The 14,780-nt window shown below is 60.1% G+C and carries 13 protein-coding genes; 4 read left to right on the top strand and 9 right to left on the bottom strand.

Going from position 1 to position 14,780, the window contains the following annotated elements:
* Positions 1–101: 101 nt before the first annotated feature.
* Together K1567_RS21535 and K1567_RS21530 are read right to left on the bottom strand one after the other, a co-directional pair.
* On the bottom strand, positions 102–650 hold the full coding sequence (locus K1567_RS21535; RefSeq protein ID WP_034100393.1) for a hypothetical protein: 549 nt from the start codon (positions 648–650) through the stop codon (positions 102–104).
* Positions 651–715: 65 nt separating this feature from the next.
* Positions 716–1,483, bottom strand: a complete 768-nt coding sequence (locus K1567_RS21530) for a sulfite exporter TauE/SafE family protein (protein ID WP_047882451.1) — start codon at positions 1,481–1,483, stop codon at positions 716–718.
* 99 nt (positions 1,484–1,582) lie between these two features.
* Here K1567_RS21530 and K1567_RS21525 point away from each other — a divergent pair, with 99 nt between their 5' ends.
* The 4 genes from K1567_RS21525 (at position 1,583) to leuA (ending at position 6,710) form a co-directional block, all read left to right on the top strand.
* On the top strand, positions 1,583–2,473 hold the full coding sequence (locus K1567_RS21525; RefSeq protein ID WP_220698839.1) for a LysR family transcriptional regulator: 891 nt from the start codon (positions 1,583–1,585) through the stop codon (positions 2,471–2,473).
* A gap of 30 nt (positions 2,474–2,503) precedes the next feature.
* The gene (xseA, locus tag K1567_RS21520) at positions 2,504–3,883 is read left to right on the top strand and encodes an exodeoxyribonuclease VII large subunit (RefSeq protein ID WP_034115029.1); all 1,380 of its coding nucleotides are present in this window, start codon (positions 2,504–2,506) and stop codon (positions 3,881–3,883) included.
* Between the two features lie 3 nt (positions 3,884–3,886).
* Positions 3,887–4,708 (top strand): M23 family metallopeptidase, encoded by an 822-nt coding sequence (locus K1567_RS21515; protein ID WP_034139223.1) that lies wholly within the window; start codon positions 3,887–3,889, stop codon positions 4,706–4,708.
* A 322-nt stretch (positions 4,709–5,030) separates the two neighbouring features.
* Positions 5,031–6,710, top strand: a complete 1,680-nt coding sequence (leuA, locus tag K1567_RS21510; RefSeq protein WP_034100403.1) for a 2-isopropylmalate synthase — start codon at positions 5,031–5,033, stop codon at positions 6,708–6,710.
* 171 nt (positions 6,711–6,881) lie between these two features.
* On the opposite strand, the gene K1567_RS21505 is transcribed toward leuA, so the two are convergent.
* The 7 genes from K1567_RS21505 to ispG form a co-directional block, all read right to left on the bottom strand.
* Positions 6,882–7,673, bottom strand: a complete 792-nt coding sequence (locus K1567_RS21505; RefSeq protein ID WP_220698838.1) for an amidohydrolase — start codon at positions 7,671–7,673, stop codon at positions 6,882–6,884.
* Positions 7,661–8,809 carry a pyridoxal phosphate-dependent aminotransferase gene (locus tag K1567_RS21500; protein ID WP_220698837.1) on the bottom strand — a complete coding sequence of 383 codons (1,149 nt, stop codon included), beginning with the start codon at positions 8,807–8,809 and terminating at the stop codon, positions 7,661–7,663. The genes K1567_RS21505 and K1567_RS21500 overlap by 13 nt, the downstream gene beginning before the upstream one ends.
* A 114-nt stretch (positions 8,810–8,923) precedes the next feature.
* Entirely contained in the window at positions 8,924–10,393 is a 1,470-nt protein-coding gene (gene der, locus K1567_RS21495) for a ribosome biogenesis GTPase Der (RefSeq protein WP_034100410.1), read from the bottom strand.
* Positions 10,394–10,530: 137 nt separating this feature from the next.
* On the bottom strand, positions 10,531–11,682 hold the full coding sequence (gene bamB / locus K1567_RS21490) for an outer membrane protein assembly factor BamB (protein ID WP_034100413.1): 1,152 nt from the start codon (positions 11,680–11,682) through the stop codon (positions 10,531–10,533).
* The gene (locus K1567_RS21485; RefSeq protein WP_034100415.1) at positions 11,675–12,316 is read right to left on the bottom strand and encodes a YfgM family protein; all 642 of its coding nucleotides are present in this window, start codon (positions 12,314–12,316) and stop codon (positions 11,675–11,677) included. The genes bamB and K1567_RS21485 overlap by 8 nt, the downstream gene beginning before the upstream one ends.
* A 41-nt stretch (positions 12,317–12,357) precedes the next feature.
* Positions 12,358–13,647, bottom strand: a complete 1,290-nt coding sequence (gene hisS / locus K1567_RS21480) for a histidine--tRNA ligase (RefSeq protein ID WP_034100417.1) — start codon at positions 13,645–13,647, stop codon at positions 12,358–12,360.
* A gap of 21 nt (positions 13,648–13,668) precedes the next feature.
* Positions 13,669–14,778, bottom strand: a complete 1,110-nt coding sequence (ispG, locus tag K1567_RS21475) for a flavodoxin-dependent (E)-4-hydroxy-3-methylbut-2-enyl-diphosphate synthase (protein ID WP_034100419.1) — start codon at positions 14,776–14,778, stop codon at positions 13,669–13,671.
* Between the last annotated feature and the right edge of the window lie 2 nt (positions 14,779–14,780).

The raw sequence follows: 14,780 nt of genomic DNA, 5'->3' as shown, positions 1-14,780 counted from the left end.
GGGGGCTCCCGAGCGGGAAAATGGAAGCGCGCCATTATATACATGCACCCTGCCTGGCTCAATGTAAAACTCTGACAAACTTGGTAATACTGATAGATGGATTAAAGTTCGACCTTGACCCAACTGATCTTCTGGTCCAGCCAATCGGCAAATTCGTCGATAAAGCTCTGCTTGAAGCCCGCTTCGGCCCAGTTATTGAAGATAAATCCCAGGTTGGAAAACCCGCACTCCTGCAAGAACAGAAAGCCGTTGATGTCATCTTCATGCCCGCACAGTGGGCAGGTGAAGTTGTCGGTGTGGCCGGGCATCCAGTCTTCCAGGCTTTCGAACAACGCCTCCCCCACTTCCCGCCGACACTCCGGGCAGCCGGCCTCGCCAAGAAAGCCTTTGGCGGGCGTGTAGATACAGCGTTTATAGATAATTTCCAGCCCATTGACCGGCTCGTTGAACGGTAGCGCTTCGGGATACAACACCACGGCGCGGGCGCCGTCGGCCAGGGCATAGCCCATGCGGTTGCCGGTGCGGCCGCAGGTGGTCAGTTCTTCCTTGACGATATTCTTGCGCACCAGCCAGCGCACGATTGCCCGAGCGCGGGGTTCGTGCACGGGCAAAGTGGAGATTTTCGGAACAAGGATGCTTTGGGAATTCATGGGAGTCCTGCGGTGTGGCTTCTGACGCCTGGGAGGACGGCAGCTTAATCCCTGAAGAAATCAGGTCAAGTATTCAAATACCGTCCAATCAACGCAATGCCGCTGGCCAGCACCAGCCAAGTCACCAAGCGCACGAATGCCTCCCGCGACAGGCGCATCGTCAACCTGCGCCCTGCCCACAACCCCACAGCCATCGCCGGCAACAAGCACACAGCGAGCAGCAACAGCGGTAAGTCCGCATACACGCCGGCGATCAGGAACAGACTCAAGCGCACCACAGTGCTGCAACTGATCAACGCACTTTGAGTGGCGCGCGCCGCGTCCTTGGGCAGACGACTGTTCAGATAGATCGCATACAAAAAACCGCCGCTGCCGAACAGCGCACCAAAAAGCCCGCCGATCGTCCCCATCGGGATCGACCAACCCGCAGCCAACTGCGTCGGGCGGGCCTTTATCGCCAGGCTATAAAGGGCGTAGGCACTGATAAACAACCCCATCAACAGCAGCAATAGGTCGGAATGCAGATTGAGCAAAAACACCACGCCCAAGGTACAACCGACGGCCATGCACGGCAGCAGGCGCAATAACTCGGGCTTGCTCACGTCTCGTCGGGTTTGCAGCAAACCGCCAAATGCCGCGACAAAATCCAACAGCACCAGCAGCGGGATGATCTTCGACAGCGGCATAAACAAAATCAACACCGGCCCGGCCACCAGCGCCGTGCCAAAGCCGGCGATGCCGAACACGATATAGGCAACGGCCACGCCCACGCCGATCACGAGCCATTCCAAACCGCTAAACGACCACTGACTCATCAGCTCAACCGGGCCCATGGGTGATTCCTTGCAAGAGATGGCGTTCACTTTAGCCATCGACGAGCGTTGCGACTAATATCTTCAAATCCTTCAAGCCATCTTAAAAAGGCATAACGTGTGATCTCCACCCGTCAATTGCGCTACTTCGTTGAAATCGCCGACAGCGGCAGTTTCAGTGCCGCGGCCGAGCGCCTGTTCGTCGCGCAATCGGCCTTGAGCCGGCAAATCAAGGCGCTTGAGCACCAACTGCAAACGCCGCTGTTCGAACGCACGGCGCGTCAACCGAAGCTGACCGCGGCGGGCGAAGCGTTTTACCCTCGGGCGCGCAACCTGCTGAGCGAACTGCATAAGGCCAGTGAAGTGGCGACCCAGATCGGCAGCGGCCAGGTCGGCACCCTGCGTCTGAGCCATTCGAGCACCGTGCCGATGAGCGGCGTGCTGCTGCGCGGCATCAGTGCCTGGCTGGAGCGCTGCCCTGGGGTGTCGGTGGATATCGCCAAGATGTCCTCCGAAGCGCAGCTGGAAGAGATCGCCGACGGCCGCCTGGACATCGGCCTGCTGCGCTTGCCGGTGTTGCGCCAGCGCGAAGGCGTGCGTGTACAGCCTTTATACAGCGAGCCCTTGATGCTGGCGGTGCCGCCGAACCATGCGCTGGCTGGCCGTGATGCGCCCATTGAGCTGGCGCAGCTGCGGGATGAGGCGTTTATTTCGATCCCCCATCCACAGCGCGGCGGTTTGAGTTATCTGTCCGCCGAGCTGTGCATGCGCGCCGGTTTCTTCCCCAAGGCGGCTCGGGTGATGTCGCGCAAGACCACGCAGTTGCAGTTGATCCAGGCCGGTTTCGGTATTGCCTTGTTACCAAAATCCATGCAGGACATTGCACCTGCCAACCTGCGTTTTTTACCCCTGGCCGAGCCGGACTGCCTCAGCACCGTGGCCCTGGCCTGCGCGCAATGGCCGAGCGCGCTGGTCGAGCAATTCTGCCAAACCCTAAGCGAATGCCTATAAACTGCCGCCCATGATTAAAGACCTGTTGCCATGATTAAAGACCCGTTTGCCCGTCTGGGCCTGGACCGGGAAGTTCTGACTGTCAGCCAGCTCAACGGCCGTGCGCGGGTGTTGCTGGAAGACGTGTTCGCCAATATCTGGGTCGAAGGCGAAATCTCCAACCTCGCCCGCCCGGCGTCCGGCCACGTGTATTTCACCCTCAAGGACAGTGGCGCCCAGGTGCGCTGCGCATTGTTTCGCAGTAACGCCGCACGGGTTCGGCAGGCCTTGAAGGATGGCCTGGCGGTGAAGGTGCGCGGCAAGGTCTCGTTGTTTGAGGGCCGTGGTGATTACCAGTTGATTCTCGACACCGTGGAGCCCGCCGGCGACGGTGCGCTGCGCTTGGCCTTCGATGCGCTGAAAGAAAAACTCAGCGCCGAAGGTCTGTTCAGCGCCGAGCGCAAAGTGCCGCTGCCGGCCCACCCGCAGCGCATCGGCATCATCAGCTCACCCACCGGCGCGGTGATCCGCGACATCATCAGCGTATTCCGTCGCCGTGCGCCGCAGGTGCAACTGACGTTGATCCCCACCGCCGTGCAAGGCCGCGAAGCCATCCCGCAAATTGTACGGGCGCTGAAACTGGCGGATGCGCGCGGCTTCGACGCATTGATCCTGGCCCGTGGCGGCGGTTCGCTGGAGGACCTCTGGTGCTTCAACGAAGAAGCCGTGGCCCGTGCGGTGGATGCCTGCGTAACCCCTATTGTCAGCGCCGTCGGCCATGAAACCGATGTGTCGATCAGCGACTTCGTGGCTGACGTGCGCGCACCCACGCCGTCCGCTGCCGCCGAGCTGCTGGCGCCGGATTCAAGCCATCTGGTGCGCCAAGTGGAGAACCTGCATCGGCGCCTGGTGATGCTGATGCGCAACCGCCTGCGGCACGACCGCTTGCGACTTGAGGGCATGGCCCGCCGCCTGCGTCATCCGGGCGAACGTCTGCGCCAACAGGCCCAACGCCTGGACGACCTGGACATGCGCCTGCGCCGTGCCTTCGAGCGTAGCCTCAACACCCGTCGCGAGCGCTTGATCCGCCTGGAAACCCGCCTCGCCGGCCAGCATCCGGGACGCCAACTGGCCCTATTGCGCCAGCGCTTGGACAGCCTCGCCGAACGCCTGCCGCGCGCCATGCGCGAAGGCCTCAAGGCGCGTCGTCTGCAATTGCAAAGCCAGGTGCAGACGCTGCAGGTGGTCAGCCCGCTGGCCACCCTGGGCCGCGGCTACAGCATCCTGCTGGACGAGCGTGGCCAAGCCATTCGCAATGCCGCGCAGACCCACACCGGCCAGCGTCTGACCGCGCGACTCGGTGAAGGCCAATTGCAAGTGCGGGTGGAAGACAACCACCTGACACCCGTTACCCTTTCGTTACTGGATTGATCGATGCCACGTCTTTTTAGCCTGTTGATGCTGCTATGCCTGACCTTTAACGCCCACGCCGACAGTTACATCAGCCGCACCCTGAACAAACCGGTGCCGGGCGGCGTAGCAGTGGTCGAGCTGGGCCCTTCGGCAACGGCGCCCAAAGCCACGTATCAAGGCAAGCCGGTGCTGGTGGTCAAGGAACAGGACAATTGGCTGGCGATCGTCGGCATTCCGCTGACGGTCAAACCCGGCAACGAGCGCATCAGCAGCGGCGGCCGCAGCCTGCCCTTTATCGTCGGCTATAAAAAGTACCCGGAACAGCGCATCACCTTGAAGAATAAAAGCCAGGTCAACCCTGCCCCGGCGCAGCTCAAGCGCATCGAGGCCGAGCTGGCGGTACAGATCAAGGCTTACCGCAGTTTCAGCCCGAACCTGCCGAGCAATCTGGTGCTGGACAAACCGGTCAACGGTCCGCTGTCGAGCAAGTTCGGCGTGCGCCGCTTTTTCAACGGCGAAGAGCGCAACCCGCATTCGGGCCTGGACTTCGCGGTGCCCGCCGGCACGCCGATCAAAACGCCCGCAAACGGCAAAGTGATTCTGGTGGGCAATTACTTTTTCAACGGCAATACCGTGTTCGTCGATCATGGCCAAGGCTTTATCAGCATGTTCTGCCACATGTCCACGATCGACGTGAAGGTCGGCCAGCAACTGGTGCGAGGCGCGGTGGTGGGCAAGGTCGGCTCGACCGGTCGCGCGACGGGGCCGCACATGCACTGGAACGTCAGCCTTAACGATGCGCGGGTGGACCCAGCGATCTTTATTGGCGCATTCCAACCTTGATATCCGCGATTGCGCGCCTAAGAATTGGCGCGCAATAAAAACCACATCACACCCGAATAATTGGCAGAAAATCTCGATCAGGCTGCACAATAAAGAACTTCTATCAATTTTTTTCGACTGCTTGCCATCATTCACCTCGGCGGTTAGGGTTGGACCTATGAAAACCTCTCACACCCTCATTCAGCTCCGCCAGCACCGCAGCCTGTGCCTTGTCAGCGCACGACTGCCAGGCTGAATCGATCTGCCTCGTCTTGTGCTTTATCCCCAATAACAGTTCCACGGCAGGCCGCCTCTTCTCGGCCCCTACACAAAGGATTTCCCGATGAGCATGCTCAAAGACCCGTCTTCGAAGTACCGCGCGTTCCCGACCATCGATATCCCGGACCGCACCTGGCCATCGAAAACCATCACCGCCGCGCCAATCTGGTGCAGTTCCGACTTGCGTGATGGCAACCAATCGCTGATCGAACCGATGGATGCGGTAAAAAAATTGCGCTTCTGGAAAACCCTGGTCGCAGTGGGCGTGAAGGAAATCGAGGCCTCATTCCCGGCGGCCTCGCAGACCGACTTCGACTTTGTGCGCACCCTGATCGAAGACAACCACATCCCCGAGGACACCACCATCCAGGTGCTGACCCAGGGCCGTGAAGACTTGATCGCACGTACCTTCGAATCTCTGCGCGGAGCCAAGAAGGCCATCGTGCACTTGTACAACGCCACCTCGCCGTCGTTCCGCCGCATCGTGTTCAACCAGGACAAGGACGGTATCAAGGCGATTGCAGTCAACGCCGCCAAGCTGTTCGTCAAATACGCCGCCCAGCAACCGGAAACCCAGTGGACTTTCGAGTACTCGCCTGAGACCTTCAGCGCCACCGAACTGGAGTTCGCCAAGGAAGTCTGCGACGCCGTGATCGAGGTGTGGAACCCGACACCGGAGCACAAGGTCATCCTCAACCTGCCGGCCACCGTGGAGTGCGCCACGCCGAATATCTATGCCGACCAGATCGAGTGGTTCGGTCGTCATATCAACCGCCGTGACAGCGTGATCATCAGCCTGCACACCCACAACGACCGTGGTACCGGCGTGGCTGCCACCGAATTGGGCCTGATGGCCGGTGCCGACCGTGTCGAAGGCTGCCTGTTCGGCAACGGCGAGCGCACCGGTAACGTCGATCTGGTCACCGTGGCCCTGAACCTCTATACCCAGGGCGTGGACCCTGAGCTGGATTTCTCCGATATCGACGGCGTGCGTAAAGTCGTTGAAGAGTGCAACCAGATCCAGGTCCACCCACGTCACCCGTACGTCGGCGACCTGGTTCACACCGCGTTCTCCGGCTCCCACCAGGATGCGATCCGCAAGGGCTTTGCCCAGCAGAAATCCGACGCGCTGTGGGAAGTCCCGTACTTGCCGATCGACCCTGCAGACATCGGCCGCAGCTACGAGGCCGTGATCCGCGTCAACAGCCAGTCAGGCAAGGGTGGCATCGCCTACCTGCTGGAACAGGAATACGACATCAGCTTGCCGCGTCGCATGCAGATCGAGTTCAGCCAAGTCGTGCAGGCCGAAACCGACCGCGTGGGCCTGGAGATGACCGCACCGCAAATCTATGCGTTGCTGCAGCGTGAATACCTGCAAGCCAACACACCGTATGCGTTGGTCAGCCATCGCTTGCAGGAAGAGAACGGCAACAGTTTCGTCGAGGTGGAAGTCTCCGGCAAAGGCCAGGGCGAAACCAACCTGCACTGGAAAGGCAAAGGCAACGGCGCGCTGGAAGCCTTGGTGGCCGGCCTGCCGGTGGCGGTCGAGATCATGGACTACAACGAACACGCGATCGGCGCGGGCACCAACGCCAAGGCTGCGGCCTATATCGAACTGCGCGTGAACGGCGAACGCCCGGTGCATGGCGTGGGCATCGATGAAAACATCACCACGGCCAGCTTCAAGGCATTGTTCAGTGCACTGAACCGCTCGTTGAGCCAGTTGGAAGCTAAGGCGGCGTAAACGTCGACCGCTGAGTGGCAAAGGCCCCTAGGTGTGAATCCAGGGGCCTTTTTATTGAGCGTCAGATTTGGGTTGACTGTCAGGGACTCATCGGGGGCAAGCCCCCTCCCACAGGTTGATTTGTGAATACACACAAAATGTGGGAGGGGGCTTGCCCCCGATAACTGTCAGTCAGACGAACTGAAAACTATCGGCATCCAGATGCGCCGGAAACCGGGCGCGATACGCCGCCAACTCCGCCGCCTCCAGCTTCACCTGAAACACCCCGTCAGCCTCCCCCGCACTGAGCAGTGTCTCTCCCTGGAAGTCCAGCACCTGACTGTCGCCGGTGTAGGCAAAGCCTTTACCGTCGGTGCCGACCCGATTCACCGCGGCTACATAACACAGGTTTTCGATGGCCCGCGCCGGTAGCAAGCGGTTCCAGTGCTGGCGCCGGGCGCCGGGCCAGTTGGCCGTGTACAACAGCAGGTCAGTGTCTTGGGCGTCGCGGCTCCATACCGGGAAGCGCAGGTCGTAGCAAATCAACGGGCGTATACGCCAGCCCTTAAATTCGAACTGCACTTGGCGCTCGCCGGGGGTGTAGTGATTGTGCTCACCGGCCATGCGGAATAGATGGCGCTTGTCGTAGTGCAACACCTCGCCATCCGGCCGTGCCCATAGCAAGCGATTGCGGTGGCTGCCATCGGCGGCCTGGATGATCACACTGCCGGTGATCACTGCGTCGTATTTGACCGCTTGGGATTGCAACCACTGCTGGGTGGGACCGTGTTCCGGTTCGGCGAGGGCCTGGGACTCCATGGAGAAACCCGTGGTAAACATCTCGGGCAGTACGATCAGATCGGCTCCCCTGGCCTGCTCCAGCAGCAGTTCAAAATGCTCAAGGTTGGCCTGGCGGTCGTGCCAGGCCAGGGTGGTCTGGATCAGGGCAATCGTCAGATCGGGCAGTGCAGTCAGATCACGCATAGTTTTTCGGCTGCCTGGCGCAGCGTGTCCTCACGTTTGGCAAAGCACAAGCGCACCAGGCGCTGGCCTTGGGGTGGGTGCTGGTAGAACACCGAGATCGGAATGCTCGCCACGCCATGTTCACGGGTCATCCACAGCGACATGGCGACGTCATCCAGATCCGGGCGTATCTGTGAGTAGTCCACCAATTGGAAGTAAGTACCGGTCACCCGGGTAAAGCTCAAGCGCGACGGCGCCAGCAAGTCGCAGAACAGGTCGCGCTTGGCCTGATAGAACGCCGGCAGTTCGTCGACATGCTCCGGGTGTTCGGCCATAAAGTCAGCCAATGCGCACTGCAACGGTGTCACACCACAGAAATTGACGTATTGGTGCACCTTGCGCAGTTCGGCCGTCAGCGCCGGTGGGGCGACGACATAGCCGGTTTTCCAGCCGGTGACGTGATAGGTCTTGCCAAAGGAGCTGACCGCGAACGCACGTTGGTACAGCTCCTCATGGGCCAACACGCTGACGTGAGAGACCCCGTCGAATACCAAGTGCTCGTAAACCTCATCGCTGACCAGGTAAATATCGCGATCGCGGATCAGTTCAGCCAATTGGTCCAGCTCAGCACGGCTGATCAACGCGCCGGTCGGGTTGTGGGGGGTGTTGAGGATGATCATGCGCGTGCGCGGCGAAAGCGCCGCCTTGATCCGTTCAAAGTCCAGCGCGAAGCCTTGCAGGCTCAGTTGCACATGCACGCAACGGCCGCCGGCCAGCTCCACCGAGGGTTCATAGCTGTCGTAGCACGGGTCGAACACGATGACTTCGTCGCCGCTGCGAATCACTGCCTGGATGGCGCAAAAGATCGCGGCAGTCGCGCCAGGCGTGATGGTCACTTCGGTGTCGGGATTGACCGTAACCCCATAGCTACGGGCGATCTTGGCCGCCACTTGCTGACGCAGAGCCGGCAAACCCGTCATAGGCGAATATTGGTTATGGCCGGCGGCAACATGCTTGCCCACCGCGTCGAGCAAACCTTGAGGCCCGTTGAAATCGGGGAAACCCTGGGACAGGTTGAGGGCGCCGGTTTCAGCGGCGAGTTGCGACATGGTGGTAAAAATGGTCGTGCCGACCGTTGGCAGCTTGCTGGTGATCATCGAAGGCCCCTGCGGATGAGCCCCAAGTTTTAAGCTGCCAACCCGGTTGGGTCAAGGCACAAACCGGCGCGCACAAAAAAGGGCTCATCAAGAGCCCTTTCTGCGAAGTCGATATCAGCGCTTGTCGCGGCGCTTTTTGTCGGCTTTTTTGTGGTGAGTCATCAAACGACGCTTCTTGTTCACCTGACGGTCAGTCAGTGTGTTCTTGTTGCCTTCGTATGGGTTCTCGCCACCTTTGAACTCGATACGAATCGGCGTACCGACCAGTTTCAAGACGCGGCGGTAGGTGTTTTCCAGGTAACGCACGTAGGACTTGGGCACCTTCTCGATCTGGTTACCGTGGATCACGATAATCGGCGGGTTGGCACCACCCAAGTGGGCGTAACGCAGCTTGATCCGACGGTTGTTGACCATCGGCGGCGCGTGCTCGCCCACTGCGTCTTCCAGGATCTGGGTCAGACGGTTGGTCGGCCAACGGGTGACCGCGGACTTGAACGAGTTCTGTACGGAGGCATACAGGTTACCCACGCCAGTGCCGTGCAACGCCGAGATGAAGTGGATATCCGCAAACTCGACGAAGAACAGCCGACGCTGCAGCTCGACCTTGACGAAGTCGCGCTCGCTCGGCGTCATGCCGTCCCACTTGTTGATCGCGATCACCAGTGCCCGACCGGCCTCCAGGGCGAAGCCCAGCAGGTTGAGGTCGTGGTCCACCACGCCTTCACGGGCGTCCATCACAAAGATCACCACGTTGGCGTCCTTGATGGCTTGCAGGGTCTTCACCACGGAGAATTTTTCAACTTCCTCATGGATCTTGCCGCGCTTGCGCACACCGGCGGTGTCGATCAGCGTGTACTTCTCGTCGTTGCGTTCGAACGGGATGTAGATGCTGTCGCGGGTGGTGCCTGGCTGGTCATAGACGATAACGCGGTCTTCACCGAGCATGCGGTTGACCAGGGTCGACTTGCCCACATTGGGGCGGCCGATAATGGCGATCTTGATACCGTCTTTTTCGCTCGGGCCAGGAATGCGCTTGGCTTCCTCGCCTTCGGCGACGATCTCTTCTTCGCCCTCTTCTTCCTCGACATCATCTTTCGGGAAGTCGCGCAGAGCGATTTCCAACATCTGAGTGATGCCGCGACCGTGGGCACCGGCAATCGGGATCGCGTCACCCAGGCCCATCGGGCTGAATTCGGCACGGGCCTGCTCAGGATCGATGTTGTCGATCTTGTTGGCGACCAGGTAGGAGCGTTTGTTGCGCTTGCGCAGGTGCTCGCCGATCATTTGGTCGGCAGCGGTGTAGCCCGCGCGGGCGTCCACCAGGAACAACACGACATCGGCTTCTTCAATGGCTAGCAGCGACTGCTCGGCCATTTTTTCGTCCATGCCATGCTCGTCACCGGAGATACCACCGGTGTCGACGATAATGTAGGAGCGCCCTTGCCACTTTGCCTCACCGTATTGGCGATCACGGGTCAGACCGGACAAGTCGCCGACAATGGCGTCGCGAGTCCTGGTCAGGCGGTTGAACAAGGTGGACTTGCCGACGTTAGGTCGGCCCACCAGGGCGATTACGGGAACCATGCGGCTCTCCACTTCGTTATTTCAGAAAATACAAAAGCCGCTGCAGGGCAGCGGCTGGTGCTCGGGGCAGCATATTCATGCCGCATGCCCTGCCGAAGCAGGGCCGCCTGGGGGTGACCCCAAGCATAGTCAAACCTTTACTTGATGGTCAGGGCTTCCAGCTTGCCGCTGTTGCCATACACATAAAGCATGTTACCCACCACCAGCGGACGCGCACGCAGGCCGTCGCTGTCGATACGCTCGCGACCGACAAAACGACCGTCCACCTGGCTCAGCAGGTGCAGGTAGCCTTCGAAGTCGCCGACCGCCACATAGCTGGAGAATACTTCCGGCGCCGACAACTGACGGCGAGCCAGCGAGTCGTTGCTCCACAACGCAGTGGTAGTACGCTCGTCGACGCTTTCCACGGTTCCCGACGCCAGGCTTACATAGACGCTGCCAAGCCCCTGCGCGACACCGGCGTAGCTGGAAGCATCACGCTGCCAGTTCACACGACCGGTCTGCAGGTCCAGTGCCGCGACACGGCCTTGGTAAGTGGCGACGTAGAGGGTTTCGCCCGACAGCAGCAAGCCGCCATCGATATCCACAACGCGGTCCAGCTCGGAACGACCTTGTGGGATGGCCACGCGGGTTTCCCAGGCCGGTACGCCGTTAAGCGTATCAAGCGCGACCACTTTACCGGTCGACAGACCTACCACGGCAAGATTATTGGTCACTACCGGACCGCTGGTACCGCGCAAGGTCAACACCGCCGGGGTACTGTCGTACAACCAGCGCTGTTCGCCGGTGCTGGCGTCCAGGCCAATCACACGGTCGTCCTGGGTCTGCACCACGACCACATTGCCATTGGTGGCAGGGGGTGCGAGTACTTCACTGGTCACGCGAGCGCGCCATTTCTCTTCACCGGTGCTGGAATCCAGCGCCACGACTTCGCCCTTGAGCGTGCCCAGCATTACCAAGCCATAACCCACGCCAACGGCGCCGGACACTGGCAGTTCCAGGTCTTTCTTCCACTTGACGTCGCCGTTCATGCGATCCATGGAGATCACAACGCCGGTCACGTCAGCGGCAACGATGTTTTCACCGTCGATAGCCGGCACCAACATATTGTAGGTTTCGCCCTGACCGTCACCGATGGAGCGGCTCCACTGCTTTTGCAGGACCACTTCTTCCTTGAAGCTGGTCAGCTCGGCCGGAGGCAGTTCTTTTTTACTGTTGCTGCTGCAACCCGCGGCCAGAACGGCCAGAGCCAGCAATGCTGCATGTTTCCAACGGATCACGTCACGCATCCCCTTTGGCCAAGTCGTCCAGCTTGATTTGTAAGCCACCGACCGCCGCTTCATCAGACAGCGCCGCCTTGGCTTTTTGGTACGCAGCATTCGCTTCGTCGGTACGACCCAATTGGACCAGCAGGTCGCCCTTGAGCTCTTCGCGAGTGGCTACAAATGCTTTGTCAGCATCGCCGTCGAGCAGTTTGAGTGCTTCGTCAGCTTTGTTCTGTGCCGCCATCACCTGAGCCAGGCGCTGACGCGCGATTTCACCCAGGGTCGGGTTGGTCGGCTTGTCGACGATGGCTTTCAGCTCGGTGGCTGCATCATCCAGCTTGCCGGTATCGACCGCGACTTTCGCGACGAACAGGCTGCCGTACTGGGCGTAGGTGCTGCCGCCGAATTCGTTCTTCAGCTTGCCGGCCAGGTCGGCCACGCGCGCCGGATCGGGCTTACCGTCCGGTGTCAGGGTGGTTTCCAGCAATTGCTGATAAACGATCGAGGCGCCTTGGGATTGGTTGGCCTGATACTTGGTCCAGGCTTGCCAGCCGAACACCACCACTAAAGCCAGCAGACCGCCGGTAACCAGGGGCTTGCCGTTACGCTGCCACCAGTCCTTGAACTCGGCCAACTGCTCATCATCAGTACTCGACACCCCAATACTCCTTAATCGCTAAATTCGGCTGTTCGACAGCTTCAACCCTGCACGACGCAGGTGGCCAAGTGCGCTGCGAGCGCATCAAAGGCAATATTCTGTTGCTCGCCCTGGCCACGCAGGGGTTTGAAACCTATCACTTGCTGGGCCAACTCGTCATCGCCCAGGATCAATGCGTACAACGCACCGCTCTTGTCGGCTTTCTTGAACTGACTCTTGAAGCTGCCCGCGCCGGCGTTGATCTGCAGGCGCAGGTTTGGCAGTTGGTCGCGCACCTTTTCGCTCAAGGCCAGTGCAGCCAACTCGGCGGCCTCGCCAAAGGCGCACAGGTACACATCCACCTGACGGGAAATTTCTTCCGGCACCTGCTCCAGGGTTTCCAGTAGCAGGATCAAGCGCTCGATGCCCATGGCAAAACCTACGCCGGTGGTCGGCTTGCCGCCCATCTGCTCGACCAGGCCATCATAACGGCCACCGGCACACACGGTGCCCTGGGCGCCGAGCTTGTCGGTAACCCATTCGAATACGGTTTTGCTGTAGTAATCCAGGCCACGTACCAATTTCGGATTGATCACGTAGGGAATACCGGCCGCATCGAGGCGAGCCTTGAGGCCTTCGAAGTGCGTGCGGGATTCGTCGTCCAGGTAATCGGCCATTTTCGGCGCATCGACCAGGACCGCCTGGGTATCGGCGTTCTTGGTGTCCAGCACGCGCAGCGGGTTGGTCTTCAGACGGCGCTGGCTGTCTTCATCCAACTGATCCACGCGCGCGGACAGGAATTCAACCAGGGCTTCGCGATAGCGCCCACGGGACTCGCTGGTGCCCAGGCTGTTGAGTTCAAGCTTGACCGCATCGCGGATGCCCAGCATGCCCCACAGGCGCCATGTCAGCACGATCAATTCGGCGTCAATGTCCGGGCCATCGAGGTTGAACACTTCCAGGCCGATCTGATGAAACTGGCGATAACGGCCCTTCTGCGGACGCTCGTGACGAAACATGGGGCCGATGTACCACAGTTTCTGCGGCTGGCCGCCACCGGTCAGGCCGTGTTCGAGTACTGCGCGCACGCAGGCGGCAGTACCTTCCGGACGCAGGGTCAGGGAGTCGCCGTTGCGGTCTTCGAAGGTGTACATCTCTTTTTCGACGATGTCGGTCACTTCACCGATGGAGCGCTTGAACAACTCGGTGAACTCGACGATTGGCATGCGGATCTGCTTGTAACCGTAGTTATCCAGCAGGCGCGCGACAGTTCCCTCAAAATAGCGCCACAGTGGCGTCTGGTCGGGCAGGATGTCGTTCATGCCACGAATGGCTTGCAGAGACTTGCTCACATCAAATCCTTAAATTCGTTCTTAGCCGCGTGCGATCAGCGCTGCGTCAGCCGCGACCTTCTCGGCCGCTTTCTCGCGGATCAGCCGTTCAAGCTCATCCACCAGATTGTCATTCGTCAACTTCTGCGACGGTTTGCCGTCGATGTAAATCAGGTTCGGTGTACCGCCGGTCAAGCCAATATGGGCTTCCTTGGCTTCACCCGGCCCGTTGACCACACAACCGATCACCGCGACATCCAGCGGTACCAGCAGATCTTCGAGGCGCCCTTCCAGATCGTTCATGGTTTTCACCACGTCGAAATTCTGCCGCGAGCAGCTCGGGCAGGCGATGAAGTTGATGCCTCGGGAACGCAAATGCAGGGATTTGAGAATGTCGTAGCCGACTTTCACTTCCTCTACCGGGTCTGCCGCCAGGGAGATGCGGATGGTATCGCCAATCCCTTCGGCGAGCAGCATACCGAGACCCACAGCAGATTTCACTGTGCCTGAGCGCAAACCGCCCGCTTCGGTGATACCCAGGTGCAGCGGCTGCACGATTTCCTTGGCCAATAAACGGTAGGCTTCTACCGCCATGAACACATCGGAGGCCTTTACGCTGACCTTGAAGTCCTGGAAATTCAGGCGCTCCAGATGTTCAACGTGGCGCAACGCCGACTCAACCAGCGCCGCCGGGGTTGGCTCGCCGTATTTTTTTTGCAGGTCTTTTTCCAGGGAACCGGCGTTGACGCCGATACGGATAGGGATCCCACGATCACGCGCGGCATCCACCACCGCACGCACGCGGTCTTCGCGACCGATGTTGCCCGGGTTGATGCGCAGGCAGTCCACACCCAGCTCGGCAACGCGCAACGCAATGCGGTAGTCGAAGTGAATGTCGGCCACCAACGGCACTTTGACCAATTGCTTGATACGACCGAATGCCTCAGCGGCATCCATGTCCGGCACGGACACCCGCACGATGTCCACGCCGGCAGCTTCCAGGCGATTGATCTGGGCAACGGTTGCGGCCACATCATTGGTGTCGCTGTTGGTCATGCTCTGCACCGCGATGGGAGCATCGCCGCCCACCGGCACCGAGCCGACCCAGATCTTGCGCGATACGCGACGTTTGATTGGAGATTCGCCGTGCATGA

The organism is Pseudomonas sp. S5F11, assembly GCF_019641515.1.
GTDB lineage: Bacteria > Pseudomonadota > Gammaproteobacteria > Pseudomonadales > Pseudomonadaceae > Aquipseudomonas > Aquipseudomonas rhodesiae.
The sequence above is the reverse complement of the archived record's forward strand: the minus strand, read 5'-3'. Positions and strand labels throughout refer to the sequence as shown.

Bases quoted from the DNA above. Each gene is read 5' to 3' on its own strand.
- ispG (WP_034100419.1), bottom strand. From the start codon at position 14,778: ATGCACGGCGAATCTCCAATCAAACGTCGCGTATCGCGCAAGATCTGG.
- xseA (WP_034115029.1), top strand. From the start codon at position 2,504: ATGATTAAAGACCCGTTTGCCCGTCTGGGCCTGGACCGGGAAGTTCTG.
- K1567_RS21500 (WP_220698837.1), bottom strand. From the start codon at position 8,809: ATGATCACCAGCAAGCTGCCAACGGTCGGCACGACCATTTTTACCACC.
- der (WP_034100410.1), bottom strand. From the start codon at position 10,393: ATGGTTCCCGTAATCGCCCTGGTGGGCCGACCTAACGTCGGCAAGTCC.
- bamB (WP_034100413.1), bottom strand. From the start codon at position 11,682: ATGCGTGACGTGATCCGTTGGAAACATGCAGCATTGCTGGCTCTGGCC.
- K1567_RS21530 (WP_047882451.1), bottom strand. From the start codon at position 1,483: ATGGGCCCGGTTGAGCTGATGAGTCAGTGGTCGTTTAGCGGTTTGGAA.
- K1567_RS21505 (WP_220698838.1), bottom strand. From the start codon at position 7,673: ATGCGTGATCTGACTGCACTGCCCGATCTGACGATTGCCCTGATCCAG.
- K1567_RS21515 (WP_034139223.1), top strand. From the start codon at position 3,887: ATGCCACGTCTTTTTAGCCTGTTGATGCTGCTATGCCTGACCTTTAAC.
- leuA (WP_034100403.1), top strand. From the start codon at position 5,031: ATGAGCATGCTCAAAGACCCGTCTTCGAAGTACCGCGCGTTCCCGACC.
- K1567_RS21535 (WP_034100393.1), bottom strand. From the start codon at position 650: ATGAATTCCCAAAGCATCCTTGTTCCGAAAATCTCCACTTTGCCCGTG.